24 protein-coding genes, 3 tRNA genes and 1 pseudogene are annotated in these 24,135 nt (G+C 63.6%); 18 read left to right on the plus strand and 10 right to left on the minus strand.

Features of this window, described 5'->3' with window-relative positions; genetic code table 11:
* The 10 genes from OKW39_RS17480 (at window position 1) to nagZ (ending at window position 10,383) form a co-directional block, all read left to right on the plus strand.
* Entirely contained in the window at window positions 1-1,512 is a 1,512-nt protein-coding gene (locus OKW39_RS17480) for a DegQ family serine endoprotease (protein ID WP_184061410.1), read from the plus strand.
* Window positions 1,509-1,781: a glutaredoxin family protein gene (locus tag OKW39_RS17485; protein ID WP_090801165.1), complete on the plus strand. Its 273-nt coding sequence runs from the start codon at window positions 1,509-1,511 to the stop codon at window positions 1,779-1,781. The genes OKW39_RS17480 and OKW39_RS17485 overlap by 4 nt, the downstream gene beginning before the upstream one ends.
* A 229-nt stretch (window positions 1,782-2,010) precedes the next feature.
* Window positions 2,011-3,804, plus strand: coding sequence for a translation elongation factor 4 (lepA, locus tag OKW39_RS17490; protein ID WP_090801163.1), 1,794 nt, complete (start codon window positions 2,011-2,013; stop codon window positions 3,802-3,804).
* 18 nt (window positions 3,805-3,822) lie between these two features.
* Window positions 3,823-4,716, plus strand: a complete 894-nt coding sequence (gene lepB, locus OKW39_RS17495) for a signal peptidase I (protein ID WP_090801160.1) — start codon at window positions 3,823-3,825, stop codon at window positions 4,714-4,716.
* A gap of 185 nt (window positions 4,717-4,901) precedes the next feature.
* Window positions 4,902-6,182 (plus strand): ribonuclease III, encoded by a 1,281-nt coding sequence (gene rnc / locus OKW39_RS17500; RefSeq protein ID WP_429335073.1) that lies wholly within the window; start codon window positions 4,902-4,904, stop codon window positions 6,180-6,182.
* 54 nt (window positions 6,183-6,236) lie between these two features.
* Entirely contained in the window at window positions 6,237-7,136 is a 900-nt protein-coding gene (gene era / locus OKW39_RS17505) for a GTPase Era (protein ID WP_026225953.1), read from the plus strand.
* The gene (recO, locus tag OKW39_RS17510) at window positions 7,123-8,037 is read left to right on the plus strand and encodes a DNA repair protein RecO (RefSeq protein WP_429563117.1); all 915 of its coding nucleotides are present in this window, start codon (window positions 7,123-7,125) and stop codon (window positions 8,035-8,037) included. Before era ends, recO begins: the two co-directional genes overlap by 14 nt.
* Window positions 8,034-8,798: a pyridoxine 5'-phosphate synthase gene (pdxJ, locus tag OKW39_RS17515; protein ID WP_429335072.1), complete on the plus strand. Its 765-nt coding sequence runs from the start codon at window positions 8,034-8,036 to the stop codon at window positions 8,796-8,798. Before recO ends, pdxJ begins: the two co-directional genes overlap by 4 nt.
* A 24-nt stretch (window positions 8,799-8,822) precedes the next feature.
* The gene (gene acpS / locus OKW39_RS17520; protein ID WP_187612368.1) at window positions 8,823-9,290 is read left to right on the plus strand and encodes a holo-ACP synthase; all 468 of its coding nucleotides are present in this window, start codon (window positions 8,823-8,825) and stop codon (window positions 9,288-9,290) included.
* Between the two features lie 64 nt (window positions 9,291-9,354).
* Window positions 9,355-10,383 (plus strand): beta-N-acetylhexosaminidase, encoded by a 1,029-nt coding sequence (gene nagZ / locus OKW39_RS17525; RefSeq protein ID WP_429335071.1) that lies wholly within the window; start codon window positions 9,355-9,357, stop codon window positions 10,381-10,383.
* A gap of 109 nt (window positions 10,384-10,492) precedes the next feature.
* On the opposite strand, the gene OKW39_RS17530 is transcribed toward nagZ, so the two are convergent.
* The 5 genes from OKW39_RS17530 to earP all read right to left on the minus strand — a co-directional run bounded on the left by OKW39_RS17530 (window position 10,493) and on the right by earP (window position 14,690).
* Complete coding sequence (locus tag OKW39_RS17530) at window positions 10,493-11,875, minus strand: sigma-54-dependent transcriptional regulator (protein ID WP_429363343.1); 1,383 nt, start codon at window positions 11,873-11,875, stop codon at window positions 10,493-10,495.
* Window positions 11,876-12,063: 188 nt separating this feature from the next.
* On the minus strand, window positions 12,064-12,270 hold the full coding sequence (locus tag OKW39_RS17535) for a CsbD family protein (RefSeq protein WP_090801149.1): 207 nt from the start codon (window positions 12,268-12,270) through the stop codon (window positions 12,064-12,066).
* Window positions 12,271-12,543: 273 nt separating this feature from the next.
* On the minus strand, window positions 12,544-13,101 hold the full coding sequence (gene efp, locus OKW39_RS17540; protein ID WP_008919334.1) for an elongation factor P: 558 nt from the start codon (window positions 13,099-13,101) through the stop codon (window positions 12,544-12,546).
* 28 nt (window positions 13,102-13,129) lie between these two features.
* Window positions 13,130-13,321 (minus strand): hypothetical protein, encoded by a 192-nt coding sequence (locus OKW39_RS17545; RefSeq protein WP_429563118.1) that lies wholly within the window; start codon window positions 13,319-13,321, stop codon window positions 13,130-13,132.
* Window positions 13,322-13,496: 175 nt separating this feature from the next.
* Window positions 13,497-14,690 (minus strand): elongation factor P maturation arginine rhamnosyltransferase EarP, encoded by a 1,194-nt coding sequence (gene earP / locus OKW39_RS17550; protein WP_429563119.1) that lies wholly within the window; start codon window positions 14,688-14,690, stop codon window positions 13,497-13,499.
* 289 nt (window positions 14,691-14,979) lie between these two features.
* Here earP and uvrC point away from each other — a divergent pair, with 289 nt between their 5' ends.
* The 5 genes from uvrC to OKW39_RS17575 all read left to right on the plus strand — a co-directional run bounded on the left by uvrC (window position 14,980) and on the right by OKW39_RS17575 (window position 18,605).
* Entirely contained in the window at window positions 14,980-17,211 is a 2,232-nt protein-coding gene (uvrC, locus tag OKW39_RS17555) for an excinuclease ABC subunit UvrC (protein ID WP_429563120.1), read from the plus strand.
* Window positions 17,212-17,414: 203 nt separating this feature from the next.
* Window positions 17,415-18,008, plus strand: a complete 594-nt coding sequence (gene pgsA / locus OKW39_RS17560) for a CDP-diacylglycerol--glycerol-3-phosphate 3-phosphatidyltransferase (RefSeq protein WP_062127799.1) — start codon at window positions 17,415-17,417, stop codon at window positions 18,006-18,008.
* A 182-nt stretch (window positions 18,009-18,190) separates the two neighbouring features.
* Window positions 18,191-18,266 (plus strand) — tRNA-Gly (locus OKW39_RS17565).
* A gap of 61 nt (window positions 18,267-18,327) precedes the next feature.
* Window positions 18,328-18,403: transfer RNA gene (locus tag OKW39_RS17570), tRNA-Gly, on the plus strand.
* A gap of 128 nt (window positions 18,404-18,531) precedes the next feature.
* Window positions 18,532-18,605 (plus strand) — tRNA-Cys (locus tag OKW39_RS17575).
* Window positions 18,606-18,791: 186 nt separating this feature from the next.
* Here the strand turns inward: OKW39_RS17575 and OKW39_RS17580 are convergent.
* Window positions 18,792-18,953 carry a hypothetical protein gene (locus tag OKW39_RS17580; protein ID WP_429563121.1) on the minus strand — a complete coding sequence of 54 codons (162 nt, stop codon included), beginning with the start codon at window positions 18,951-18,953 and terminating at the stop codon, window positions 18,792-18,794.
* 54 nt (window positions 18,954-19,007) lie between these two features.
* Window positions 19,008-19,562, minus strand: a complete 555-nt coding sequence (locus OKW39_RS17585) for a hypothetical protein (protein ID WP_429563122.1) — start codon at window positions 19,560-19,562, stop codon at window positions 19,008-19,010.
* Between the two features lie 251 nt (window positions 19,563-19,813).
* Between OKW39_RS17585 and OKW39_RS17590 the strand changes: the two genes are divergently transcribed.
* The 3 genes and pseudogenes from OKW39_RS17590 to OKW39_RS17600 all read left to right on the plus strand — a co-directional run bounded on the left by OKW39_RS17590 (window position 19,814) and on the right by OKW39_RS17600 (window position 21,942).
* Window positions 19,814-20,386: a hypothetical protein gene (locus OKW39_RS17590; RefSeq protein WP_429563123.1), complete on the plus strand. Its 573-nt coding sequence runs from the start codon at window positions 19,814-19,816 to the stop codon at window positions 20,384-20,386.
* Window positions 20,387-20,550: 164 nt separating this feature from the next.
* A pseudogene (locus tag OKW39_RS17595) lies at window positions 20,551-21,302 on the plus strand (TraB/GumN family protein).
* Between the two features lie 139 nt (window positions 21,303-21,441).
* Window positions 21,442-21,942, plus strand: coding sequence for a GNAT family N-acetyltransferase (locus tag OKW39_RS17600; protein ID WP_429563124.1), 501 nt, complete (start codon window positions 21,442-21,444; stop codon window positions 21,940-21,942).
* Between the two features lie 11 nt (window positions 21,943-21,953).
* On the opposite strand, the gene OKW39_RS17605 is transcribed toward OKW39_RS17600, so the two are convergent.
* Genes OKW39_RS17605 through OKW39_RS17615 form a run of 3 tightly spaced genes read right to left on the minus strand, consistent with a single transcriptional unit; the run spans window position 21,954 to window position 23,982 of the window.
* Window positions 21,954-22,838 (minus strand): cytochrome c oxidase assembly protein, encoded by an 885-nt coding sequence (locus tag OKW39_RS17605; RefSeq protein WP_090801140.1) that lies wholly within the window; start codon window positions 22,836-22,838, stop codon window positions 21,954-21,956.
* A gap of 39 nt (window positions 22,839-22,877) precedes the next feature.
* Window positions 22,878-23,339: a copper chaperone PCu(A)C gene (locus tag OKW39_RS17610; RefSeq protein WP_090801139.1), complete on the minus strand. Its 462-nt coding sequence runs from the start codon at window positions 23,337-23,339 to the stop codon at window positions 22,878-22,880.
* 28 nt (window positions 23,340-23,367) lie between these two features.
* A complete protein-coding gene (locus OKW39_RS17615; protein WP_429363350.1) occupies window positions 23,368-23,982 on the minus strand; it encodes an SCO family protein in 615 nt (204 codons plus the stop codon).
* Window positions 23,983-24,135: the final 153 nt, after the last annotated feature.

Genomic DNA, 24,135 nt, shown 5'->3' on the forward strand with positions numbered 1-24,135 from the left:
ATGACGACTTTCTCGGTGCGCAAATTCCTCGCGGCCGTAGTGGTGGCGGCGTGTTTGCCGCTTGTGCCGCATATGGCATCGGCGGCTCCCGCTGCCAACCTGCCCGACTTCACCGACCTCGTCGACAAGGTTGGCCCGGCGGTCGTCAACATTCGCACGACAACGCGCGTGTCGAACGGTAGTTCCCGCGGCGGCCTGCCGCCGGGTATGGACGACGGCGACATGTCGGAGTTCTTCCGGCGCTTCTTCGGGATTCCGTTGCCGCAGTCACCGCAATCGCCGCACGGGGGTGATAACGGCGGCGGCGGCGGCGGTAGTGGCGGCAGCCCGGATTCACCGGACAACTCGGACGCCGAACAGAACAGCGGGGTAGGCTCGGGCTTCATCCTGTCGGCGGACGGCTACGTGATGACCAACGCGCACGTCATCGACGACGCGGACACGATCTACGTGACGCTGACCGACAAGCGCGAATTCAAGGCGAAGCTGATCGGCGTCGACGACCGTACCGACGTCGCGGTCGTGAAGATCAACGCGTCGAACCTGCCGACCATCACGATCGGCGACTCGAACAAGGTGCGCGTCGGCGAATGGGTCGTCGCGATCGGTTCGCCGTTCGGTCTCGAAAACACGGTGACTGCCGGTATCGTCAGCGCGAAGGGACGCGACACCGGCGACTACCTGCCGTTCATCCAGACTGATGTGGCCGTCAATCCGGGCAATTCGGGCGGTCCGCTGATCAACATGCAGGGCGAGGTGATCGGCATCAATTCGCAGATCTATAGCCGCACCGGCGGGTTCATGGGCATTTCGTTCGCGATTCCGATCGACGAGGCGATGCGCGTGGCCGATCAGCTGAAGAGTTCGGGCAAGGTGGTGCGCGGCCGCATCGCGGTGGCGATTGGTGAAGTGACGAAGGACGTCGCCGAGTCGCTCGGTTTGCCGAAGGCGCAGGGCGCGCTTGTGAGCAGCGTGGAGCCGGGCGGACCCGCCGATAAGGCCGGCGTGCAGCCGGGCGACATCATCCTGAAGTTCAACGGTCATTCGGTCGACACGGCGACGGACCTGCCGCGCATGGTCGGCGATACGAAGCCGGGCACGAAGACGTCGATCACGATCTGGCGCAAGGGTCAAACGCGCGAACTGCCGGTCACGATCGCAGAAATGCAGCCGGACAAGGTCGCGAAGGCGGATCAGAAGAAGCCGCAAGCGCCGCAGCAGCGCGCGACCAACGCGCTCGGCATCGCGGTCAGCGACATTCCCGCCGATCAGCAGAAAGCGCTGAAGATTCAGAACGGCGTGCAGATCGACGCGGTCGACGGTCCGGCCGCGCGTGTCGGGCTCCAAAAGGGCGACATCATCCTGCGGATTGGCGATACGGATGTGACGAGCACGAAACAGTTCGACGAGCTGACCTCACACCTCGATTCGCAGAAGATGGTCGCGTTGCTGGTTCGTCGCGGCGACAACACGCAGTTCGTGCCGATTCGTCCGCGCAGCGCGCAGAAATGACGAAGACGGCATTGCTCACGCTCTATGGGCGCGCGTGGTGCCATCTGTGCGAGGACATGCGCGCTGCGCTCGAGCCAATGCTGGCCGAGTTCGGAGCGCAGCTGGCGGTGATCGACGTCGACAGCGATCCGTTGCTCGAAGCGCGTTACACCGAGTTGGTGCCGGTGCTGGTTTGCGATGGCGTCGAACTGTGCCACTATCACCTCGACGAAGCGGCCGTGCGGGCAGCATTGGCTGCACATGCGTCGCGTGTCGCGGCGGCATCCTGATACGCACCCGCGCGGCATCTGGTTTCGCGCGATCCATGCGCATTTTTGCCTCGGCTCACTGCGATGCGCGCGGTAATTTTCTCGCATCCTCTACGCCGTCTTGAGGCCCGCGCTTCGCAAGATGCGCCGGCCGATGGGCTTTTCGGCTAAAATAGATAAGATTTTCACCTACTTACAAGGCGTGCTCCGCTATTGTCCGGGGCGCGCCTTTTCGCTTGATCGGCACTGAATGGATCATATTCGTAACTTCTCGATCATCGCGCACATCGACCATGGCAAGTCGACGCTCGCCGATCGCATCATCCAGATTTGCGGCGGTTTGTCCGACCGCGAGATGGAAGCTCAGGTGCTCGACTCGATGGATCTCGAGCGCGAGCGCGGCATTACCATCAAGGCGCAAACCGCCGCGTTGTCGTATCGCGCGCGCGATGGGCAGCTCTACAACCTGAACATGATCGACACCCCGGGGCACGTCGACTTCTCGTACGAAGTCAGCCGCTCGCTGTCCGCGTGCGAAGGCGCGCTGCTCGTCGTCGACGCGAGCCAGGGTGTGGAGGCGCAAACCGTCGCCAATTGCTACACGGCCATCGAACTCGGCGTCGAAGTGGTGCCGGTGTTGAACAAGATCGATCTGCCGGCGGCGAACCCCGAAAACGCGATCGCCGAGATCGAGGACGTGATCGGCATCGACGCGACCGACGCGACGCATTGCAGCGCGAAAACGGGCCTCGGCGTCGAAGACGTGCTCGAAGCGCTGATCGCGAAAGTGCCGCCGCCGAAGGGCGATCCGCAAGCGCCGCTGCAGGCTCTCATCATCGACTCGTGGTTCGACAACTACGTCGGCGTCGTGATGCTGGTGCGCATCGTCAACGGCACGCTGCGTCCGAAGGACAAGATCCGGCTGATGGCAACCGGCGCGCAGTATCCGGTTGAACATATCGGCGTGTTCACGCCGAAGTCGAAAGATCTCGAATCACTGTCGGCGGGGCAGGTGGGCTTCATCATCGCCGGCATCAAGGAACTCGCGGCGGCGAAGGTCGGCGACACGGTTACGCTCGTGAACCAGCCGGCGGCCGTGCCGCTGCCGGGTTTCAAGGAAGTGAAGCCGCAGGTGTTCGCGGGTCTGTATCCGGTCGAAGCGAATCAGTACGACGCGCTGCGCGATTCGCTCGAAAAGCTGAAGCTGAACGACGCGTCGCTGCAGTACGAACCGGAAGTGTCGCAGGCGCTCGGTTTCGGTTTCCGCTGCGGCTTCCTTGGTTTGTTGCACATGGAAATCGTGCAGGAACGTCTCGAACGTGAGTTCGACATGGACCTGATCACGACGGCGCCGACCGTGGTCTACGAAGTCCTGCAGCGCGACGGCACGACCCTGATGGTCGAGAATCCGGCCAAGATGCCGGAGCCGTCGAAGATCGAGGAAGTGCGCGAGCCGATCGTCACCGTGAACCTGTACATGCCGCAAGACTACGTCGGCGCGGTGATCACGTTATGTACGCAGAAGCGCGGCAACCAGATCAACATGCAGTATCACGGTCGTCAGGTTCAGCTTACGTACGAAATTCCGATGGGTGAAGTCGTGCTCGATTTCTTCGACCGTTTGAAGTCGATTTCGCGCGGTTATGCGTCGATGGATTACGAGTTCAAGGAATACCGCGCGTCGGACGTCGTGAAGGTCGACATGCTGATCAACGGCGACAAGGTCGATGCGCTGTCGGTTATCGTGCACCGGTCGCAAAGCCAGTACCGCGGCCGCGAAGTGGCGGCGAAAATGCGCGAGCTGATTCCGCGTCAGATGTACGACGTAGCGGTTCAAGCCACGATCGGTTCGAACATTATTGCGCGCGAAAACATTAAAGCGTTGCGTAAGAACGTGCTGGCAAAATGCTACGGCGGTGATATCACGCGTAAGAAGAAGCTGCTTGAAAAGCAGAAGGCAGGCAAGAAGCGAATGAAGCAGGTGGGCTCGGTTGAAATCCCGCAAGAGGCTTTCCTCGCTATTCTGCGTGTCGAAGACAAATAAGTTGAATAACGGAACCCTATGAATTTTGCGCTGATTCTTTTTGTGCTCGTCGTTTTGACGGGTGTCGCATGGGTCGCGGACAAACTGGTTTTCCTGCCGAAACGGCGCCGCGAGGCGGAAGCCGCAGTCGCCGAATTCGATCGTCAGCAGGCACGCATCGGCGAGCGCTTCGCCGATGAAAACGCCGCGCAAACGCGCGCGCGTCTGCGCGACGACAAGCTGCGTCAGCCGTGGTGGCTCGAATATACGGCGAGCTTTTTTCCGGTGATTCTTGTGGTGTTCGCCGTGCGCTCGTTCGTGATCGAGCCGTTCAAGATCCCATCGGGCTCCATGGTGCCGACGCTGCTGGTGGGCGACTTCATCCTCGTCAATAAATTCGAATATGGTCTACGTTTGCCGATTACCAACACGAGGATCACGCAGGGCAGTCCGGTCCATCGCGGCGACGTGGTGGTGTTCCGTTATCCTAAAGACGAATCGGTCGACTACATCAAGCGCGTCATTGGTCTGCCCGGCGACGTGATCGAGTATCAGGACAAGAAACTCACGATCAACGGCAAGCCGGTGCCTGAAACGCCGTTGCCCGATTATCTCGACGAAGAGCGTCTCGGTTATGCGAAGCAGTTCGAGGAAGATATCGACGGCCGCAAGAACGCGATTCTGAATAATCCGGCGGTGCCGCCGTTCATCGTCGGTGCGGAAGATTATCCGTATCGCGACAACTGCCAGTACAACGCGCGTGGCGTGATCTGCAAAGTGCCGCCGGGCAATTTGTTCATGATGGGCGATAACCGCGACAACAGCGCGGATAGCCGGTACTGGGGTTTTGCGCCTGAACGCAATATCGTCGGCCGCGCATTTTTCATCTGGATGAACTTCAGCGATCTGCGGCGCATCGGCCCTTTCCAGTGAGTCGCATGCATCGATCGCTTCATGAGCGCTTCTCACACGCCGCGCGAATAACCGGCACCCGGTTATCTCGGTCGCGGCGTGTTGTCATGCTACTTTAAGAACTCGCGGTAACGTCGGTTCACCACGCTTTTTCCGCTGGCGCCCCGTGTTTCCGCCGGGTCAGGCGCCCGCGTTATACTCTGCCCATGCCCCTATCTCCGTTGGAAAGCCGTTTGCGCTACGAATTTCGCAATGCGGAATTGCTGCGCCAGGCTCTAACACACCGCAGTCATAGCTCCACGCATAACGAACGGCTCGAATTTCTCGGCGACTCCGTTCTGAATTGCGCGGTGGCTGCGCTTTTGTTCCAACGTTTCGGCAAACTCGACGAAGGCGACCTGTCTCGCGTGCGCGCCAATCTGGTCAAACAGCAGTCCCTCTACGAGATTGCTCAGGCACTCAATATTTCGGAGGGCCTGCGCCTCGGCGAGGGCGAGTTGCGCAGCGGCGGCTTCCGCCGCCCGTCGATCCTCGCGGATACACTCGAGGCGGTGCTCGGTGCGATATTTCTGGACGGCGGATTCGAGGCTGCGCAGACGGTCATCAAGCGCCTTTACGTAGCGATTCTCGACCATATCGACCCGCGCACGCTTGGCAAGGACGCGAAGACGCTGCTGCAGGAGTATCTGCAAGGCCACAAGATTGCGTTGCCTACTTATACGGTCGTCGCCACGCATGGTGCGGCGCACAATCAGCAGTTCGAAGTGGAATGTACGGTGCCGAAGCTGGACGTCAAGGTGTCTGGCTCCGGCGCGAGCCGTCGCGCGGCGGAGCAGGCGGCCGCAAAGAAGGCGCTCGACGAAGTGATGGCCGCGGCGCCTGCCGTGGTCGCGAAGCCGAAGCGCTCGAAGGGCGCCCGCGCCGCGAAAAATGCCGAGCAGGAAATCGTGCCGGGCGTGACCGGCGTACAGGCCGCACTGGATTTGCGCACACCGGATCGCAAGAGCGCGCGCGGTGAAGGGCGCGCGCCTGTCGCGCTGGAAGCGCACGCCGACAAACCTTCCGTGGAAAAATCAGCCGCTGAAAGACCGGCGGCCGAGCGTGCCGCGCCGGGTCCCGCCGGTGCGCCGTTGGCTGTAATTCGTGCCGCGCATGTGGAGTACAGCGGACAGGACAAGCCGGAGCGCGCCGAAAAGTCCGAAAAGACGGAGAGGGCCGACAAGGTTTCGATCCACGCGGGCGAGAAACCTGTCGACAAGCCGGCCGAAAAACCCGCAGCGGACAAAACCCCCGACCTCAAAGCCGACACGCCGTCACACGCTCGCGGCACAGACCGTCTGCGCAGCCGCGAAGCCGCGCCGGGGACTGCTGCGTCCAGCGTGACCGCCGCGCCCGCGTCGGTTGTCTCGGTGCCCCCGGCACCTGCCGAACACGAACCCGGCGTCGCCGACGCGGTGCAAACGCGCGTCGCCGATGCGGGCCATTGATTGCCATCGGCGTGCGCGTCGCGCGCGCCGAACTGAACCTGCCGTAGTCCGAATATGAACGCTCCCACTCCCACTGGTTTTCGCTGCGGCATGGTCGCGATCGTCGGCCGCCCGAATGTCGGCAAGTCCACGCTGATGAACGCGCTGGTCGGCCAGAAAGTCAGCATCACGTCGCGCAAGGCGCAGACCACGCGCCATCGCATTACCGGCATCAATACGCTCGAAGACGCCCAGTACATCTTCGTCGACACGCCCGGTTTTCAGACCAAACACAGCGGCGCCCTGAACCGCTCGCTGAACCGCGCCGTTACGTCGACGCTGACCTCGGTCGACGCGATCCTGTTCGTCATCGAAGCAGGCCGCTTCGGCCCTGACGACCAGAAGGTACTCGACCTGATCCCGGCGAAGGTCCCGACGCTGCTGATCGCGAACAAGCTCGATCGCGTGTCGGATAAAGACTCGCTGTTCCCGTTCATGCAGCAGATGAGCACGCTGCGCGAGTTCAACGAGATCGTGCCGCTGTCGGCGAAAAATTCCGACGACATCAAACGTCTGATGGCCACCGTCAAGCCGTTCCTGCCGGAAGGCGAGCCGATCTACGGCGAGGACGACCTGACCGATCGCAGCGAGCGCTTTCTTGCCGCCGAAATCCTGCGCGAGAAAGTCTTTCGCTGGACCGGCGACGAGCTGCCGTACACGAGCACCGTGCTGATCGAGAAGTTCGAAACCGAAGGGCGGCTGCGCCGTATCTTCGCGACGATCCTCGTCGATCGCGACATGCACAAGGCGATGATCATCGGCCAGAAGGGCGCGAAGCTGAAGCAGATCAGCACCGAGGCTCGCCTCGACATGGCAAAGCTGTTCGACGGGCCGGTGTACCTCGAAACCTTCGTCAAGGTGAAGAGCGGCTGGGCCGACAATGAAGCCGGGCTTCGTGCGTATGGGTACGAATGACGCGTGGATGACGCTCAATTCAGACGAGGCTTCGGATCAGCCGGAGCACGAACCGTCTCGGCCCGCGCGTAGCGCGAGGAAATCGTCGGCCGACGCAAAAAGCCCAAAAAGCGCGAAAAGCGCACCCGCCGACGATGGCGAGCCACGCAAAACGCCGGCGCGCCGCGCGCCGCGCACCTCCACATCCGAATATCGGATCACCGAGCAGCCCGCGTTCGTGCTGCATAGCTATCCGTATCGCGAGACCAGCCTGATCATCGACGTGCTGTCGCGCGATCACGGCCGTCTCGCGCTGGTCGCAAAGGGCGCGAAGCGCCCGCACTCCGCGCTGCGCGGCGTGCTGCAAACGTTCCAGCCGCTGTCGCTCGCGTGGTCGGGCAAGTCCGAAATGCGCACGCTGACCGGCGCCGAATGGGTCGGCGGCATGCTGCCGCTGACCGGCGACGCGTTGCTGTGCGGTTTCTACGTCAACGAACTGCTGGTGCGCTTCTGCGCGCGCGAGGACCCGCATCCTCAGTTGTTCCATCACTACGTCGTCACGCTGACGCGGCTCGCGCACGATGAGCCGCCGGTGCAGGTGCTGCGCTCGTTCGAACGCGTGCTGCTACGCGAGACCGGTTACGCGATGGCGCTCGACCGCACGGTCGCACGCAAAGCGGTGCTCGCCGACGGCCGCTACGTGTTCGATCCCGAGCGTGGGGTACGCGAGGCATCGGACGAATGGCCCGCGCAGTGGCCGGTAGTGTCGGGACAAACCTTGCTCGATATGGAAAAGGACGATTACCATCGAGCGCAGACCGTCGCGCAAAGCAAAACGCTGATGCGCTTCCTGCTCAACACCTATCTTGGCGGCGCGCCGCTTGCTACCCGCCAGATCCTGATCGACCTGCAGAACCTATGAGCTTCTTCCTGACTTCGCCGACCGCGATCGACCTCGGCGTGAACATCGACCATGTCGCCACGCTGCGCAACGCGCGTGGCACGTCCTATCCCGATCCGATCCGCGCCGCGCTGATGGCCGAAGAAGCCGGCGCCGACGCGATCACGCTGCATCTACGCGAAGACCGCCGGCATATCGTCGACGCCGACGTACACAAGCTGCGTCCGCTGCTAAAAACGCGCATGAATCTCGAATGCGCGGTCACGCCGGAAATGCTCGACATCGCGTGCGAAGTGCAACCGCACGACGTCTGCCTCGTGCCGGAAAAGCGCGAGGAGCTGACGACCGAAGGCGGTCTCGACGTCGCCGGACAGTTCGAGGCGGTGCGCGCCGCATGCAAGCAACTGGCGGACGCGAACTCGCGCGTGTCGCTCTTCATCGACCCCGAGGAGACGCAGATTCGCGCCGCGCACGAAGCCGGCGCGCCGGTGATCGAGCTGCACACAGGCCGTTACGCGGAAGCTCATGATCCCGCGGAACAGCAGCGCGAATACGAGCGCATCGTGCGAGCAGTCGAATTCGGCGCGACGCTCGGCCTCAAAGTGAACGCGGGCCACGGCCTGCACTACACGAACGTGCAGCAAATCGCGGCGATCGACGGCATCGTCGAACTCAACATCGGTCATGCGATCGTCGCGCATGCGATCTTCGCGGGCTGGGACAACGCGGTGCGCGAGATGAAGGCGATCATGGTCGCCGCGCGTCTCGGCGCGCGCGCGTAACGCAACCTGGCGACGGACGCACGCATGGCAATCTACGGAATCGGCACCGACATCGTTCAGGTCAGCCGCGTAGCAGCGGTGATGACTCGCACCAATGGCCGTTTCGCGGAGAAGGTGCTCGGTCCCGACGAACTACGCGTGTACCACGCGCGCCACGCCCGTTCGGCGGCGCGCGGTCTCGCGTTTCTCGCGACGCGCTTCTCGGCGAAAGAGGCGTTCTCGAAGGCGATCGGCCTCGGCATGCACTGGCCGATGAGCTGGCGCGCGCTGCAAACGCTGAACCGGCCGAGCGGCGAGCCGATGGTGGTCGCCTCTGGCGAGCTGGCCGACTGGCTCGACGCGCGCGGCATCACGGCGCGCGTGACGATCAGCGACGAGCGCGACTACGCGGTGTCGTTCGTGATCGCGGAGACGCAGCGGCCGGGCGATACGGAAGGTTCGTTGGCGGCGTCGGCGTCGCGGGCTTCGTCCGCCCGTTCCGCCACAGAATGAAAAGGTTGAGCGCGGCCACTGGCGGTCGCGTTTGTGTTGTCTCACAGTTTTCCCGCGGAATTCGATGAAAACCACACCCGGACCGGTGATGCTCGACGTGGTCGGCAAAACGTTGAACCGCGATGACAAAAGGCGTCTCGCTCACCCGATGACCGGCGGCGTGATCCTGTTCGCGCGCCACTACGAGAGCCGCGCGCAACTGGTCGGGCTGACCGATGCCATCCGCGCGATTCGCCCGGATCTGCTGATCGCCGTCGATCACGAAGGCGGCCGCGTGCAGCGCTTTCGCACCGACGGCTTCACGGTGCTGCCGTCGATGGGTAAGCTCGGCGCGCTGTGGGACCAGGACGTGCTGCACGCGACCAAGGTGACGACCGCGGTCGGCTATATCCTCGCCGCGGAACTGCGCGCGTGCGGTATCGACATGAGCTTCACGCCGGTGCTCGACCTCGACTATGGACACTCGCAGGTGATCGGCGATCGCGCGTTCCATCGCGATGCGCGCGTGGTCGCGCTGCTCGCGAAGAGTTTGAACCACGGCCTCGCGCTCGCCGGCATGAGCAATTGCGGCAAGCATTTTCCAGGGCACGGATTCGCGCAGGCAGATTCGCACGTCGCGATGCCCGTCGACGAACGCCCGATCGAGGAAATCCTCGGCAACGACGTCGCGCCGTACGACTGGCTCGGTCTGTCGCTTGGCGCGGTGCTGCCCGCGCACGTCGTCTATCCGCGCGTCGATGCGAAGCCGGCCGGCTTCTCGCGCATCTGGTTGCAGGACATCCTGCGCGGCAAGCTTGGCTTCGAAGGCGCGATCTTCAGCGACGATCTGTCGATGGAAGCCGCGCGCCAGGGCGGCACGCTGACCGAAGGTGCGCAAGCGGCCCTGGAGGCCGGCTGCGACATGGTGCTGATCTGCAACCAGCCGGACGAAGCGGGGAAGGTGCTCGACGCGCTGCGCGTCACGCCGGCGAGGGAATCGCAGCGGCGGCTGAAGCGCATGCGGCCGCGCGGTAAAGCGCTCAGGTGGAGCAAGCTGATGGCCGAGCCACGGTACGCCGAAGCGCAGAGGCTGCTGCGCAGTACGTTTGCATAAACGGAAATGGCGCCTTGAAGCAATTCAAGGCGCCATTTTTTATCAGCTTCGAACGGTGCGAGCCGCCGTCAAGCTTGCTTGACAACCGCAGCACGCGCGATCCGATCGCTCAGTTCAAGCGCATGCGCTGCAACTTGTTGTACAGCGTCTTCGGGCTGATTCCGAGTAACGACGCCGCTCGATGCCGCGTGCCGCCGACCGCGTCGAGCGTCGCGCGGATCAGCATTTCTTCGACGTCCGCGAGGGGCGTACCGACGGTCACCTGCACGCGACTGCCGTTCAGATCGCGGCCGTTCGCCGTGCTGGCTTCGTCGGCGCGCAACGACTCGATCACGTCGCCCGATGCCTGATAAGCGCGCCGCACGCGCTCCTGCAGTTCGCGCACGTTGCCCGGCCAGTCATACGCGAGGCATTCGCGCAGGAAATTCGGCGCCGCCTGCTTCGCGACCTCGGCCGTACCGCGCGCGGTCGCTTCCACATTCAGTTCGTCGACGGCTGCCTGCGCGATCAGCAGCGGATCTTCACCACGCTCGCGCAGCGGTGGCAGCATGACCGCGGCGGCTTCGAGGCGCAGCGCGAGGTCCTGATGCAGCGAGCCGTCCGCGACCGCCGCGCGCGGCGGCTTGCGCGTCGACGCGATGAGCCGGAAGTCGGTCACGATCTGGCTGGTACCGCCCACGCGCATGAAGGTCTGCGAATCGAGCGCGCGCAACAGCGCTTCCTGCTGCGTGCGCGGCAGCTCGGTGATTTCGTTGATGAACAACGTGCCGCCGCTCGCCTGTTCGAAGAGGCCCGGCTCGCGCTGCTCGGCGCCGCCGAACGCTCCGCGTTCGTGACCGAGCAGCATGCTGTCGAGCGAGCGATTGAGCCCGCCCGCGGTCGCGCCGCGGCAATCGAACGTGACGAACGGGCCTTTGCGGCGGCGGCTCATGTCGTGCAGCGTGCGCGCGGCGATCTGCTTGCCGGTGCCAGCCTCGCCGGAGATCAGCACCGCGGCTTCTGTCGGCGCGAGACGCTCGATCGTGTCGTACACGTGCTGAATGGCGCCGCTGCGACCGAGCATCGCGCCGAAGCGCCCAAGCTGACGCAGCGCCGCGCGCAGCGCCTGGACCTCCTCGGTCAGCTCATAAGGCCGCGGAATGCGCGCGAGCAGGCTGCGCAGGCGCGGAATGTTGACCGGCTTCAGCAGATAGTCCCAGATACCGTGCCGCAAGCCCTCGATCGCACTCTCGACGGTCGCATTGCCGGTCATCACGATCACCGGAAGCGCGCCGCCCGGCGGATGCGCGGGCAGATGCTGCAACAGATCGAGGCCGCTGCCGTCCGGCAGATTCAGGTCGACGAGCACGACGTCGGGGATGAAGCGCGTCAATGCGCCGCGGGCCTCGGCGAGCGTGGTCGCGGTGTCGACTGAAAAGCCGTCGGCGGCGAGGATTGCCGACAGACCGGACAAGCTATTGGGATCGTCTTCAACAATCAGGGCGTGTGGCATGGCGAGCGCAATTTTATGAATGGGTTGAATGCCCGGTGCGCCGCCAACGCTGATGGCGCGCACCGCGGACTCTGGGGGCTCGATGACAGGGCTAAACCAACGGTCCCTGGGCGGTGAAAAAACGACAGCCGCCGGCACTGCGCCTTGAGTCGCGCGGGCCGGCGCCTGTAGTTCCTTCACTGGTCCTGTCAGAAATCCCGGTTGCTATCGAAAAACCGGCGCACTTCGAGTTCCGCCTGTTCACGGGTTTTGCCATAGCGTTCCTGAATCAGACCAGCGAGCTTGTCGGCCCGGCCTTCGGCCTTGGTCAACTCGTCGTCCGTCAGTTCGCCCCATGCGGTCTTCGCCTTGCCGATCATCTGTCTCCATTTACCTTCAGCGATGTCGTTGTTCATGGTGCCTCTCCAGGAGTGGAAAATGAGCGTACTCGCGTAACTCTCTCCACCTAGCAGAGATCGTGCCAAAGGGTGTGGATGAAATCGATCAAGGCCTTGCCGCGCGCGCAACGCGAAATCCGGATGTCGCGATGGTAATTTTGAGAAATTTGCCGGTAAAGTTTTCCTAAACCATACACGGCGCGACAGAAAAGAAAAAGCGCCCAAAAAATTGAGCGCTTTTTGTGCAGGCCGGCAGGGCGCCGGCGCTGGCGGGGTGACGCGGGCGGGCGCTTAGGCTCGGCTGCGGTATTCGTGCGTACGGGTGTCGATTTCGATCTTGTCGCCGATGTTGCAGAAGAGCGGCACTTGCAGTTCGAAGCCGGTGTTCAGCTTGGCGTTCTTCAGCACCTTGCCCGACGACGTATCGCCCTTGACGGCCGGTTCCGTGTAGATGATTTCGCGAACCAGCGTGGTCGGCAGTTCGACCGAGATCGCCTTCTCGTTGTAGAACACGACTTCGCAAGCCATGCCGTCTTCGAGGTAGTGCATCGCGTCGCCCATCATTTCGGCTTCGACTTCGTACTGGTTGTAGTCGGCGTCCATGAACACGTACATCGGGTCGGCGAAGTACGAGTACGTCACTTCCTTGCGCTCGAGCACGACGACGTCGAACTTGTCGTCCGCCTTGTACACGGTTTCCATGCCTGCGCCGGTCAGCAGGTTCTTGAACTTCATCTTGACGACGGCGGAGTTACGGCCCGATTTGTTGTATTCGGCCTTTTGCACGACCATTGCGTCTGCGCCGATCATCACGACGTTGCCGGTGCGGAGTTCCTGTGCGGTCTTCATAAAACTGTCCTGTACGAGATAAATAGCTTCACTGTTGCTCAACGGCATACGGCGCAAGCGGCTTCGGCGTTTCGCCCACCGCCTGCCGCGCGCCGCGTGAAGCGGCCGCGCAGCCCGCATGCGTGAAACGGGATCGGCTCGCGGCGAAAACCCGGGGGCGTGATGCCTCGGCGTTCCACCTGTCCGTTACCTGATTTTTACCCTGTTCGGGCGTGTACACGAGTGGCGCCGATCTGCAACACGCCCAAACATACGTCCCTTTTTTGACATTCGCGTGCCCGACCGGAAGATTGGGACGCGTGCTGTGTTTTTCGAGGGGACCGGTCAGACGGGCTGACCATGGGGTAGTTGGTCTAATCGGGCCGCGCTTGCGTCGTCGGCCGTTGGATAACCGCTTATTTTAACTGAGTTTTTGCGAACGAGGTCAGATTTCCGGCGAGATCGCCGACTTGCGCGAGTTCGACCGCCCAGCCCGCGGCGCGCCGTTTCAGGGCCGGATAGTGGCGCTGGAATTCCGCCCAGTCCGGCTGACCAGCGCCGTTCCACGCGTGCCAGAAGCGCTCGAGCGCGGCGCGCGCGTCAGTTGGGAGCGTGCGGGTGTAGTGCGCAAGTGCGGCGTCGAGCTTTGGCAGATGGGCGTCGTCGGCCTGCGGGTAGATGTGCCAGACGAACGGCTTGGCGGCCCACTGCGCGCGCACGAACGAGTCCTCGCCGCGTACGAAATTGACGTCGCTTGCCCATAGCAGTGCGTCGTAGCCAGGCTGTTCGGTGAACGCGAGCGCGTGCGCGCTGAGGTTGCCGAGCGTCGCATGGGTGCCCGCTGCAAACGACGGTAGGCCGAAAAAGCGCGCCAGCGCGCCGGAAATGCGTCCTTCGGGCACCAGCAGCACGATCGGGCTTGCGTTGTCGCGCCATTGTTCGAGCAGGCTGTCGACGGCGGGGTTTTCGTAGGCGAACAGCGACACGACCGTCGCGTCGGCGGGCGGCGGCGCGTGGCCCGTGACGTTGCGCCACCAGTCGGAGCGCGCGGCGGGCGACGCTTCGAACGCGGCGCGCGCCGCGTCGAGATCGCGCTCCTTCAGGACGCCACCGGTGCCGGGGCCGAGTCCGGGGAAAAAGAAGGTCTTGCTGAGTGCGTAGCGCGGATGCGGTGATGGCCGCAGATGAAAATCGGCGATCCAGTCCTCGGCGCTCAGATATTCGAGGTTGAACCAGAGCGGCACGCACGCTCGCTCTACCATCGCCGCGATATAGACGGGCGGCAGTTCGCAGGCGAACGCCTCGATCACGACGTCGGCGACTTCGAGCGTATCGCCAGCGTGGGACGGCTCGTGCCAATGCTCGACGACGATGCCGTCGAGCGTCTGCCGCGCACGCTCCAGCTCGAGCGACGGGCACAGCCTCCTGAACGCATGCAGATCGTCGACGAACACGCGCACCTGCCAGCCGTGCTCGCGCGCGAGTTGGCGCGCAAGGCGCCAGCACACGCCGATGTCGCCGAAGTTGTCGATCACCGCGCAGAAGATATCGCAGGCGATCGGGTTGGCAGGGGCGGCGGGTGATCCGGAATCGGGCGCGACGGAGGACATGGCGGCTCGGCTGGCTCGGTGACTCCGGCGAACGGAGCGGGTTCGAACGAACGCGTAATGTTCTAAACTGGCGATTCTAAAGCCTCGCTCGCGATCGCGCGCGCCCTTTGTCCGCCATGCGGGCCGCATCGGCGACACGCGACATGACCCCCGGCGCACGATGCCGGGCACCCGGCGGTGCAATCGGTGCAATCGGTGCAATCAGTGCAATCAGTGCAATCAGTGCAATCAGTGCAACCGGTGCAAGCGGCGAGGCAGCGCGAGACAGTCCCACCCCAATCGATCCCGCATGACCGAACCCGAAGCCAGCGACGCCCCCGACACCTTCGAGCCGAAAACAGTGCTCGCCCAACTGCCGCATCTGCCCGGCGTCTACCGCTATTACGACACGAGTGGCGCGGTGCTCTACGTCGGCAAGGCGCGCGATCTGAAGAAGCGCGTATCGAGCTACTTCACGAAGACACAGCTGTCGCCGCGTATCGCGATGATGGTCACGCGCATCGCGCGCATCGAGACCACGGTCACGCGTTCCGAGGCCGAGGCGCTGCTGCTCGAAAACAATCTGATCAAGGCGCTCACGCCGCGTTACAACATCCTGTTTCGCGACGACAAGTCGTATCCCTATCTGAAGCTGACCGGCCACAAGTTTCCGCGCATGGCCTATTACCGCGGCTCGGTCGATCGCAAGAACCAGTACTTCGGCCCGTTCCCGAGCGCGTGGGCGGTGCGCGAGAGCATCCAGATCCTGCAGCGCGTGTTCCAGCTGCGCACCTGCGAAGACTCGGTGTTCAACAACCGCACGCGGCCGTGTCTGCTGCATCAGATCGGCCGTTGCACGGCGCCGTGCGTCGCGAACATCAGCGAGGAGGATTACGCGCGCGACGTCGCCAACGCGTCGCGCTTTCTGCTCGGCCGTCAGGGCGAGGTGATGAAGGAGCTCGAGCAGAAGATGCATGCGTTCGCGAGCGAGTTGAAGTTCGAGCAGGCCGCGGCGGTGCGCAACCAGATGAGTTCGCTGTCGACGGTGCTGCATCAGCAGGCAATCGAAGTCGGCAGCGACAGCGACGTCGACATTCTCGCGGTAGTCGCGCTGGGCGGCCGCGTGTGCGTGAATCTCGCGATGGTGCGCGGCGGACGACATCTCGGCGACAAGGCGTACTTTCCCACGCACGTGGAGAGCGCGTTGACGGCGGCGGAAGGCGGGCTCGAAGAAGACGGCGATCAGGACGATGCATCGGCGGATGCACGAGCGGTCGCGCCATCGGCCGCGGCGGCGAGCGCCTCGGCCGATGCGCTCGCGATCGCTCAGGACATGCCGTCGGAAGACGAGGACGTCGATGGTAGTGAAGAAGACGCGATCGACGAGGCTGCCGAAGCGACTCCGGACGCCGTCAGCGACGAAGGCGCGGACGAAGGCACCGACGGGAACGCAGGGTCCGGCCCCGCGGCGAAGCGCCGCAACGGCCGCGCGCCAGGCGGCATCGAATCCGAAGTGCTCGAAGCGTTCATCGCGCAGCATTACCTCGGCAATCGCGTGCCGCCGGTGCTGGTGGTCAGCCACGCGCCGGCGCGCGAACTCGTCGACGTGCTGATCGAGCAGGCGGGCCACAAGGTGACCGTACTGCGTCAACCGCAAGGACAGCGGCGCGCGTGGCTCGCGATGGCCGAGCAGAACGCGCGGCTCGCGCTCGCGCGCCTGCTCTCCGAGCAGGGCTCGCAGCAGGCGCGCACGCGCGCGTTGACCGACACGCTCGGCATGGAGTGCGACGACCTCGCGCATCTGCGCATCGAATGCTTCGACATCAGTCACACGATGGGCGAGGCGACGCAGGCGTCCTGCGTCGTCTTTCACCACCACAAGATGCAGTCGTCCGAGTATCGCCGCTACAACATCGCCGGCATCACGCCCGGTGACGATTACGCGGCGATGCGCCAGGTGCTCACGCGCCGCTACGAAAAGATGGTCGCGCAGGCCGCCGCGAATGCGAGCGACGAAGCCGCCGAATCGCAAAGTGACGCGGCCGCCGATCCCGCGCTCGCCGCCGATGCCGCCGAGCCGGCCGCGGTCGGCGGCGTGCTGCCGACCATCGTGCTGATCGACGGCGGCAAGGGGCAGGTGGAGATCGCGCGGCAGGTGTTCACGGAGTTGGGGCTCGATACTGGCATGCTCGTCGGCGTCGCAAAGGGCGAGGGGCGCAAGGTCGGTCTCGAGACGCTGATTTTCGCGGACGGCCGCACGCCGCTCGAACTCGGCAAGGAAAGCGCCGCGCTGATGCTGGTCGCGCAGATCCGCGACGAAGCGCATCGTTTCGCGATCACTGGCATGCGCGCTAAACGCGGCAAGACGCGCCAGACCTCGCGGCTCGAAGAACTCGAAGGCGTAGGGGCGAAGCGGCGTCAGCGCCTGCTGGCGCGCTTTGGCGGCTTGCGCGGCGTGGTGGCCGCGAGCGTCGAGGATCTCGCGAGCGTCGAAGGCATTTCGCAGGCGCTCGCCGAGCAGATCTACCGGCAACTGCATTGAATTGGCGGGCCGCGCTGGGCTGTGATCGGAACGACGGTTCGTCGGACCCGCGGCGTCGCGCTGCGGATGCGCTGGCTGCGAACCACGCGCCGGGGGCGGCTCGCTTGCCGCCCCCGCGCGGCCATGCCTGGGCGCGCTTGCTTGTGGCAGGCCCTGTGACACGGCACAATTGCAACTCACTCGTCAGACGCTGCGCCTGCCCCATGCCGTTTAATTTCCCGATATTCCTGACCTGGCTGCGGATCGTGCTGATTCCGCTCGTCGTCGGTGTGTTCTATTTGCCCGACATGATGATGAGCCCCGCGCACCGCAATCTCGCGGCCGCGACGATCTTCATCCTGGCGGCGCTCACCGACTGGTTCGACGGCTTTCTGGCCCGCAAATGGAATCAGACCTCGGCATTCGGCGCGTTTCTCGATCCGGTCGCCGACAAGCTGATGGTGACCGCGGCGCTGCTCGTGCTCGTGCAACTCACGCGGATCGATTCCGCGATCGCGCTCGTGATCGTCGGACGTGAAATCGCGATCTCGGCCCTGCGCGAATGGATGGCGCAGATCGGGGCGTCGAAGAGCGTCGCGGTGAACTCGCTCGGCAAGTTCAAGACCGCTTGCCAGATGGTCGCGATTCCGATGCTGCTGTTCTATGGCCCGCTGCCGCTCGGTGGCGGCGTGACGGTCGACACGCGCGTGTGGGGCCTGTGGCTGATCTATCTGGCTGCGTTCCTGACGATCTGGTCGATGCTGTACTACATGAAGCTCGCGTGGCCGCAGATTCGCGAGCGCGGCGGCATTGCGTGACGGTGTGAATAGAAGAGCACGGGGGCGCAAAAGTGTGTTCGAACCCCGCACTACTACGAGAGAAATATTTTCTTTAACACAGACGGGCAAAGGGGTTGACACGTTTCAGTCGATTATCCATAATCTCGTTTCTCCGATGCACGCAACGCGAAACACCGGAGACGCAGTAAATGCAGCACAACGCGGGAATAGCTCAGTTGGTAGAGCGCAACCTTGCCAAGGTTGAGGTCGCGAGTTCGAGCCTCGTTTCCCGCTCCAGTATTCGAAGCATCGCGTTGTTTGGCGAAGTAAAAAAGGCAGCGCGGTGAAGCAGTTCAATGCGGGAGTAGCTCAGTTGGTAGAGCGCAACCTTGCCAAGGTTGAGGTCGCGAGTTCGAGCCTCGTCTCCCGCTCCATACATCAGGGGAAGCAGCGCTTCCCTTTTTGTTTGGAAGGCCGCTCGTTCTGAACTTCCAGAGCTTCGGTTCTTCTGGTTATCACCAGATAAATCTGCGAACCCGTGTCCAGGTTCCAGTCCGCTTGTGGCGCGATAGCAAAGCGGTTATGCAGCGGCCTGCAAAGCCGTTTAGGCCGGTTCGACTCCGGCTCGCGCCTCCAGTCTTTGATGTAAAGCGAAAGCCCCGACTTGTCGGGGCTTTTGTTTTTCTGTTCCTCTCTTCGCCAGCCTTGTCGATCGTCGTCATCAAGGTGAGCGGAGCGGTCGATCCGACTGCGTGCCGCAGACGTTCCTCCGAATCGATCAGAAATTGAGCGCGGATTTGATTGACTGCACGGCAGCGGTGTTCAGGAAGCAGTAGTGCTCTTGCGGCGTACCGCCTCCGAGCGGTGTGCTATCTGCATCGTTGTGCCGCTCCTGATCATGTAACCCGCGTAGATGCGGCCGTTGTTCTGGTAATACACGCGATAGTCGGTCGTGCTACCCCGAGCACGCTGTTGGCCACCCATGCGCGAACGCCCTGCAACGTGACGATCTGGCCATCGGAAAGCTGATAGGTCTTGTCATCCGTCGTGCTGGCGTAGGGAAAGAAACCTTCCAGCGTCGATACCGTTGCCGAGCAACGCGCTATTCGTGAAGAGTTCGGACGGCGTCGCGGATATCAGACCGCTCAGCGAAACGACGGTGTAGCTGGTGCCGAGCAAGGTGCGGATCACGGTACTACCGTCCGCCGCCAGATAGTCTTCCTGCACGTTGGGTCCCACGTAGCTGACCCGCGCCTGCGCGGGAACTGCGCCGACATACACAGCGCCATTGACGATCTGGCGTCCATTGGTCAACTTGGGGAGCTTGAGCGCCGACGAGAGCGAAGCCGTCCCGGCGATCAGCGACTCAGTGCCCGTGGAGGGGCTTTGAGCGATGCTGGAGTCGATGGTGAAAAACGTGCTACTCGAGCCGACCGATAGCCCGCCCGCCGAATTCGCACTGAGCGAAAGGCTGCCATCGACATAATGCAGTCCACCGTTAGACGTCAGTGCAAAGCTCCCATAGTTCTTCTGCGCATCGCTCAAACTCGATGTGCTGGCCGTCGTTCGTCCAGCAATTCGGGAAGTGCTCACCGGCTCTTTGCTTTTTAAAGTGCATCGTCGAGTATTCGCCCGGATATTCGCGGCTGCTTATTCGTTGCACATAAAACCAATATTCGACCTATGAAAAAATAAGAACCGCCGCGCTGCTATTGAGCCTCGCTTGGCCGTTGTCGGCGCTTGCGCAATCGGCGCCGGCGCCCAACGTCAAACCCGGGGACACCTGGACATATACATCGACGAGCGAGAGAGGGCCATCGGGCTGAAACCAGACGCACGAGCAGGTGACGGTGCTGCGGGCGACGCCATCGCACATCTATTTCGAATCGAAGATCTCGGGTTCGACGCAGGCGCCACGCGAAGTGATCGCCGGAGCGGACTGGAGCCGCGAGCGCAGCGTGAACGGCACCGATACAGTCGTGAGCCGGCCGTTCGCGTTTCCGTTGTCGCCGGGTAAGAGCTGGACGGTCGAATACGCCGGGCAGCATCCGAACCGGGTATTCGCTTCGCAGAAGTGGAACTCGCAGTATCGGGTGGTCGGAACGGAAACCGTCGAAGTGCCCGCCGGCAAATTCCAGGCGATCAAGGTCGAAGCCGAAGGCGACTGGGACGCGCAACTCGAGCCGCGGCAGACGGTCACGCAAGCCAGCCAGGTCGAGCAGGGCGACACCGCGATGATCACGCATGCGCAGAAACTCGGTCCTGTTCAGGCGACGGGACGCACGTATAAAGCGTTTTGGTATGTGTCGAAAGTCGGCCGTTGGGTGAAATCGGTGGAAGAGTATTACGGCAGCAATGGCGTGAGAAACGAGCGCTATACGACCGAACTCGAGTCGTTTAAAAAGAGCGGGCAATAATCGGGTTCAGGCGTTTGATGCGTTCCCGCATTCATTGGGGCAGCGCATTCCGCTCAACGGCGTCTCCGGCGCGCGCACGGGAAGGGCAACGCACGCCGGCGCGCCTCATCCAGGCCGGGCGATAGAATGGCACCATCGTCATCGCCCGTTTTCATTGAAGCCGCATGTATTTCCAACTCACCGGCACTCAGGTCCGCCTGCTCGGCTCGATGCATCTGTTTCCCGCGACGAGCCGTCGAACGCCGCCATGGGTCGCCGAAGCCTATGACTGGGCCGACGCGCTCGTATTCGAGTCCGACCCAGCAACGATCCTGCCGTTTCTCAAAGCCGACGCACACCCCGACGCCGCGCAACTGCGGCCCCTCTGATGCGCGACGAAGCCTGGACGCAACTGCGGGCGCTGTGGCCGACCGATGGCCTGCTCGCGCCGCTTGAAACACTGCGTCCGTGGGCCGCGCTGATCGTCGCGCCGGCGCTGCTGCAGCAGGTCGTCGAGGGTGTCGAGCCGCGCATGTTGCGCTCGGCGCTCGCGCAGGCGAAGCCGTATCGCTATCTCGAGTCCGCGCGGGACGTCGCAGTCGCGCTCGAATCGATTCCGCTCGAAGCCATTGCCGCGGCGCTCGACATGCTGATGGCCGACCGCGGCGAACCGCAGCGCACGCTCGAACGGATGCACGCGGCGTGGCTGGAGGGCGATCTGCACGCGATACAGCAAATCGCCGTCGAAGCGCCGATGTTCAATCTGGCCGGCATCCGTCAGGCGATTCTCGACGTGCGCAATCGCGCGTGGGCCGCGCGGCTGAGCGAGTTGCTGGACGTTCGCGAGCGCACGCTGGTGGTCGTCGGCGCGCTGCATCTATGCGGCCCCGGCAATCTCCCCGACTGTCTCGCGCGACCCGTGCAAGCGGTGTTCTGAACGCGTGCGCGGCTTTCGCGACTGAAGACAGCCGTGTCGACCGCCCGGATGCCAGGCCTGCGCATGCTCGATGACGAGGCGCGCGGCATAATTGCGGATCGTTGCCCGCGCTGTCGCGCATTGACCCTGAAAGCTACCGATGACTGAACCGCAACACCCCGCCGCCGCGCGGCTCGCCCAGCTCGAATGGCGCTGGAAGCCGTTCGGGAACCTCACGAGCGTCGAAGTCTATGAGATGCTGGCCGCCCGCAGCGCGGTGTTCGTCGTCGAACAGAACTGCGTGTATGGCGATATCGATGGGCTCGACGTCGAAGCCTGGCATCTGCTTGCGTATGGCACCGGCGACGGTGCGGCGTTGCCGCCGTTGGCCGGCTATCTGCGCGTGTTGTTGCCCGTTGCGGCGGATGCCGATGTGCGCATCGGCCGGGTGTTGACGACCGCGCCGTTTCGCGGCATCGGTCTCGGCAATGCGATGCTCGAACGCTCGCTCGCGCAAATCCGTGCGCAGTGGCCCGATACGCCGATCCGTCTGCACGCGCAGGCGCATCTGCAAGGCTTTTACGGTGCGTTCGGCTTCGAGCCGGTCTCGGAGATTCACGACGAAGACGGCATCCCGCATGTGTGGATGCGCGCGCTGTGAACGCGAACGGGTCAGCGGGGCACGTTCGTGGTCGTCGACGCCGCATGCGTGAGCCCGCGCGCCGCTTTTGCATGCCGCTCGGCGCGCAGGCGTCCGCGAGACGACAGCCGCATCCAGTGACGCAGCGCGATCAGCGCGCCGACCACGCTCATCATCGAACCCGGAATCCATAGCAGGAGGCCGCCGATCTGCTGATCGCGCATCGGGCTCAGCCACGTGAACGCGCGGCCGCAGATCGAGTAGATCGGATACAACTCGTGCGTCGTAAAAAAGATGAATGCGCCGAGAACGATCTGCGGCGGAATCGCCGCGATCACGACGAGCACGCGCTTGCCCGGAGACAGACGCGCGGGCGGCGCCGGACGCGGATCGAGTACGAGCCACCAGAACAGCAGGCCGTCGATCGCCATGCTCCAGTTCATGACGCGATAGAGCCGCCAGTCGAGCATCGCGACGAAATGGACCGGCGACAGCAGCCAGAAATAGATCAGCCCGACGAATAGCGTGACCGCGACGACCGGGTGCATGACGACGTCGAGCGCCGTGCGCACGAGCGGTGTTTGCAGCGCGGGCCGCACGAAGCGCTGTCGCCAGCGCAACGGAATTCCCGCGCGCAACGCCGCGCCCGGATACGACAGCGCAATGAAGAACGGCCCGAGATGATGCAGCACCAGATGCTGCAAGCGATGCATGAAGAATTCATGCTCGAAGAAATAATCGAGCCGCGTATGCAGCACGACATACAGCGCGACCAGCCCGAACCAGAATGACAGACGCCGCGCGAACGACAGCCGCGCCTTGCGCGCGCCGCGCACGAACAGGATCGCGGGGATCAGCAACGCGATCACGACGGTCGGCGAAAACTCCCAGGGATCGAGCCAGTAGAGCAGGTTCATGGCGATGGCGCGTGTGGTGGCGGCGGCCCGTCGTGCCGCTTACTTGGTCTGGCCCGGCGACTTGACCGCGAACGGCGCGCTCACTGTTTCGCCGTCGGAGAACTTCAGCGTCAGACGCACGGTGTCGCCCGGCGCGACCTTGTGCTTCGCGTCCTCGAGCATCACGTGATAGCCGCCCGGCGCGATCGCGACCTGGCCATGCGCGGGCACCGTCAGCTTGTCGACCATCACCATCTTCTGCGTCGAACCGTTCGATACGGTTTGATGCAGCATCGCGTCGCCGTAGTCGTCGCTCGACACATCGACGAGATCGATCGGCTTGTCGCTCGCGTTGACGAGCGTCGCATAGCCGGCCGCGGGCAGGTTGTTCGGCAGCCAGCGCACCCACGCGTCCTTGATGCTGATCGCGTGAGCATCGGCCGCTTGCGCGGCCGACGCGGCGCCGAGTGACAGCGCGAGCGCGCAGGCGAGGGAAGCGATTGGTTTGAGCTTGATCGTCATGATGGAATGGAGTGGGATCAAAGAAGAATCAGGATTGGTCATCGATGATGCGGCGCAGGTCCTGCGCGATCGCATCGGGCGTGTCGTGATCGGTGGCGAGCAGGCGCGCGCGGCCCCGGCTGTCGAACACATAGACGGCGGAGCTGTGCGTGACCTCGTAGTTGCCGTTCGAGTCGCGTTTTTCCATCTGATAAGCGACACGATAGCGCTTGGCCAGCGACTCGATCTGCCAGTCGGTGCCGGTCAGCCCTTCGGCGTGCTGTGCGTCGAACGCGCCGACATAGTCGTGCAAGGCCCGCGGCGTGTCGCGCGCGGGATCGACGGTGATGAACAGAATGCGCACTTTCTGCGCATCGGGACCGAGCTTGCCGAGCACCTGCATCAGACGGCCCATCGTTTCGGGACAGACGTCCGGGCAATGCGTGTAGCCGAAGTAAACCAGCGACGTGCGGCCCCTGAACGACGCGGCGTTGACGGGACGGCCGGTGTCGTCGGTCAAGGTGAAGTCCAGATCCGGCAGGTGGCCGGTCACGTTGGTCAACTGCCACGGCTCGGCGCGCTGTGTGCAACCGGTCAGCGCGGCGAGCGCGACCAGCGTGCCCAGCGCAGTTGCCGCCGCAAGCCGGCGTGCCAACCCGTGCATCAAGCGGTGCGTGAGTCGCTTGGGTCGTGAGTGGGACAGGTTCGGCCGCGGGCGCTGGGGTGGCAGGATCGGGAACAAAGCAGGGTTCAATGACTCGATTGAAGAGCAGGCAACACGAATCGATGGAGCAGGGGGCCGCACCGTCGCCCGATC

This window comes from Paraburkholderia sp. MM6662-R1, assembly GCF_050436245.1.
Taxonomy (GTDB): Bacteria; Pseudomonadota; Gammaproteobacteria; order Burkholderiales; family Burkholderiaceae; genus Paraburkholderia; species Paraburkholderia tuberum.

What these genes read in the sequence shown, in the direction of transcription:
- lepB (WP_090801160.1), top strand. Translation starts at nt 3,823, where the DNA reads ATGAATTTTGCGCTGATTCTTTTTGTGCTCGTCGTTTTGACGGGTGTC.
- OKW39_RS17615 (WP_429363350.1), bottom strand. Translation starts at nt 23,982, where the DNA reads ATGCACGGGTTGGCACGCCGGCTTGCGGCGGCAACTGCGCTGGGCACG.
- OKW39_RS17530 (WP_429363343.1), bottom strand. Translation starts at nt 11,875, where the DNA reads ATGCCACACGCCCTGATTGTTGAAGACGATCCCAATAGCTTGTCCGGT.
- lepA (WP_090801163.1), top strand. Translation starts at nt 2,011, where the DNA reads ATGGATCATATTCGTAACTTCTCGATCATCGCGCACATCGACCATGGC.
- OKW39_RS17485 (WP_090801165.1), top strand. Translation starts at nt 1,509, where the DNA reads ATGACGAAGACGGCATTGCTCACGCTCTATGGGCGCGCGTGGTGCCAT.
- efp (WP_008919334.1), bottom strand. Translation starts at nt 13,101, where the DNA reads ATGAAGACCGCACAGGAACTCCGCACCGGCAACGTCGTGATGATCGGC.
- OKW39_RS17580 (WP_429563121.1), bottom strand. Translation starts at nt 18,953, where the DNA reads ATGGGTGGCCAACAGCGTGCTCGGGGTAGCACGACCGACTATCGCGTG.
- pdxJ (WP_429335072.1), top strand. Translation starts at nt 8,034, where the DNA reads ATGAGCTTCTTCCTGACTTCGCCGACCGCGATCGACCTCGGCGTGAAC.
- OKW39_RS17480 (WP_184061410.1), top strand. Translation starts at nt 1, where the DNA reads ATGACGACTTTCTCGGTGCGCAAATTCCTCGCGGCCGTAGTGGTGGCG.
- OKW39_RS17535 (WP_090801149.1), bottom strand. Translation starts at nt 12,270, where the DNA reads ATGAACAACGACATCGCTGAAGGTAAATGGAGACAGATGATCGGCAAG.
- recO (WP_429563117.1), top strand. Translation starts at nt 7,123, where the DNA reads ATGGGTACGAATGACGCGTGGATGACGCTCAATTCAGACGAGGCTTCG.
- OKW39_RS17605 (WP_090801140.1), bottom strand. Translation starts at nt 22,838, where the DNA reads ATGAACCTGCTCTACTGGCTCGATCCCTGGGAGTTTTCGCCGACCGTC.
- uvrC (WP_429563120.1), top strand. Translation starts at nt 14,980, where the DNA reads ATGACCGAACCCGAAGCCAGCGACGCCCCCGACACCTTCGAGCCGAAA.
- rnc (WP_429335073.1), top strand. Translation starts at nt 4,902, where the DNA reads ATGCCCCTATCTCCGTTGGAAAGCCGTTTGCGCTACGAATTTCGCAAT.
- earP (WP_429563119.1), bottom strand. Translation starts at nt 14,690, where the DNA reads ATGTCCTCCGTCGCGCCCGATTCCGGATCACCCGCCGCCCCTGCCAAC.
- nagZ (WP_429335071.1), top strand. Translation starts at nt 9,355, where the DNA reads ATGAAAACCACACCCGGACCGGTGATGCTCGACGTGGTCGGCAAAACG.
- pgsA (WP_062127799.1), top strand. Translation starts at nt 17,415, where the DNA reads ATGCCGTTTAATTTCCCGATATTCCTGACCTGGCTGCGGATCGTGCTG.
- era (WP_026225953.1), top strand. Translation starts at nt 6,237, where the DNA reads ATGAACGCTCCCACTCCCACTGGTTTTCGCTGCGGCATGGTCGCGATC.
- acpS (WP_187612368.1), top strand. Translation starts at nt 8,823, where the DNA reads ATGGCAATCTACGGAATCGGCACCGACATCGTTCAGGTCAGCCGCGTA.
- OKW39_RS17610 (WP_090801139.1), bottom strand. Translation starts at nt 23,339, where the DNA reads ATGACGATCAAGCTCAAACCAATCGCTTCCCTCGCCTGCGCGCTCGCG.
- OKW39_RS17600 (WP_429563124.1), top strand. Translation starts at nt 21,442, where the DNA reads ATGACTGAACCGCAACACCCCGCCGCCGCGCGGCTCGCCCAGCTCGAA.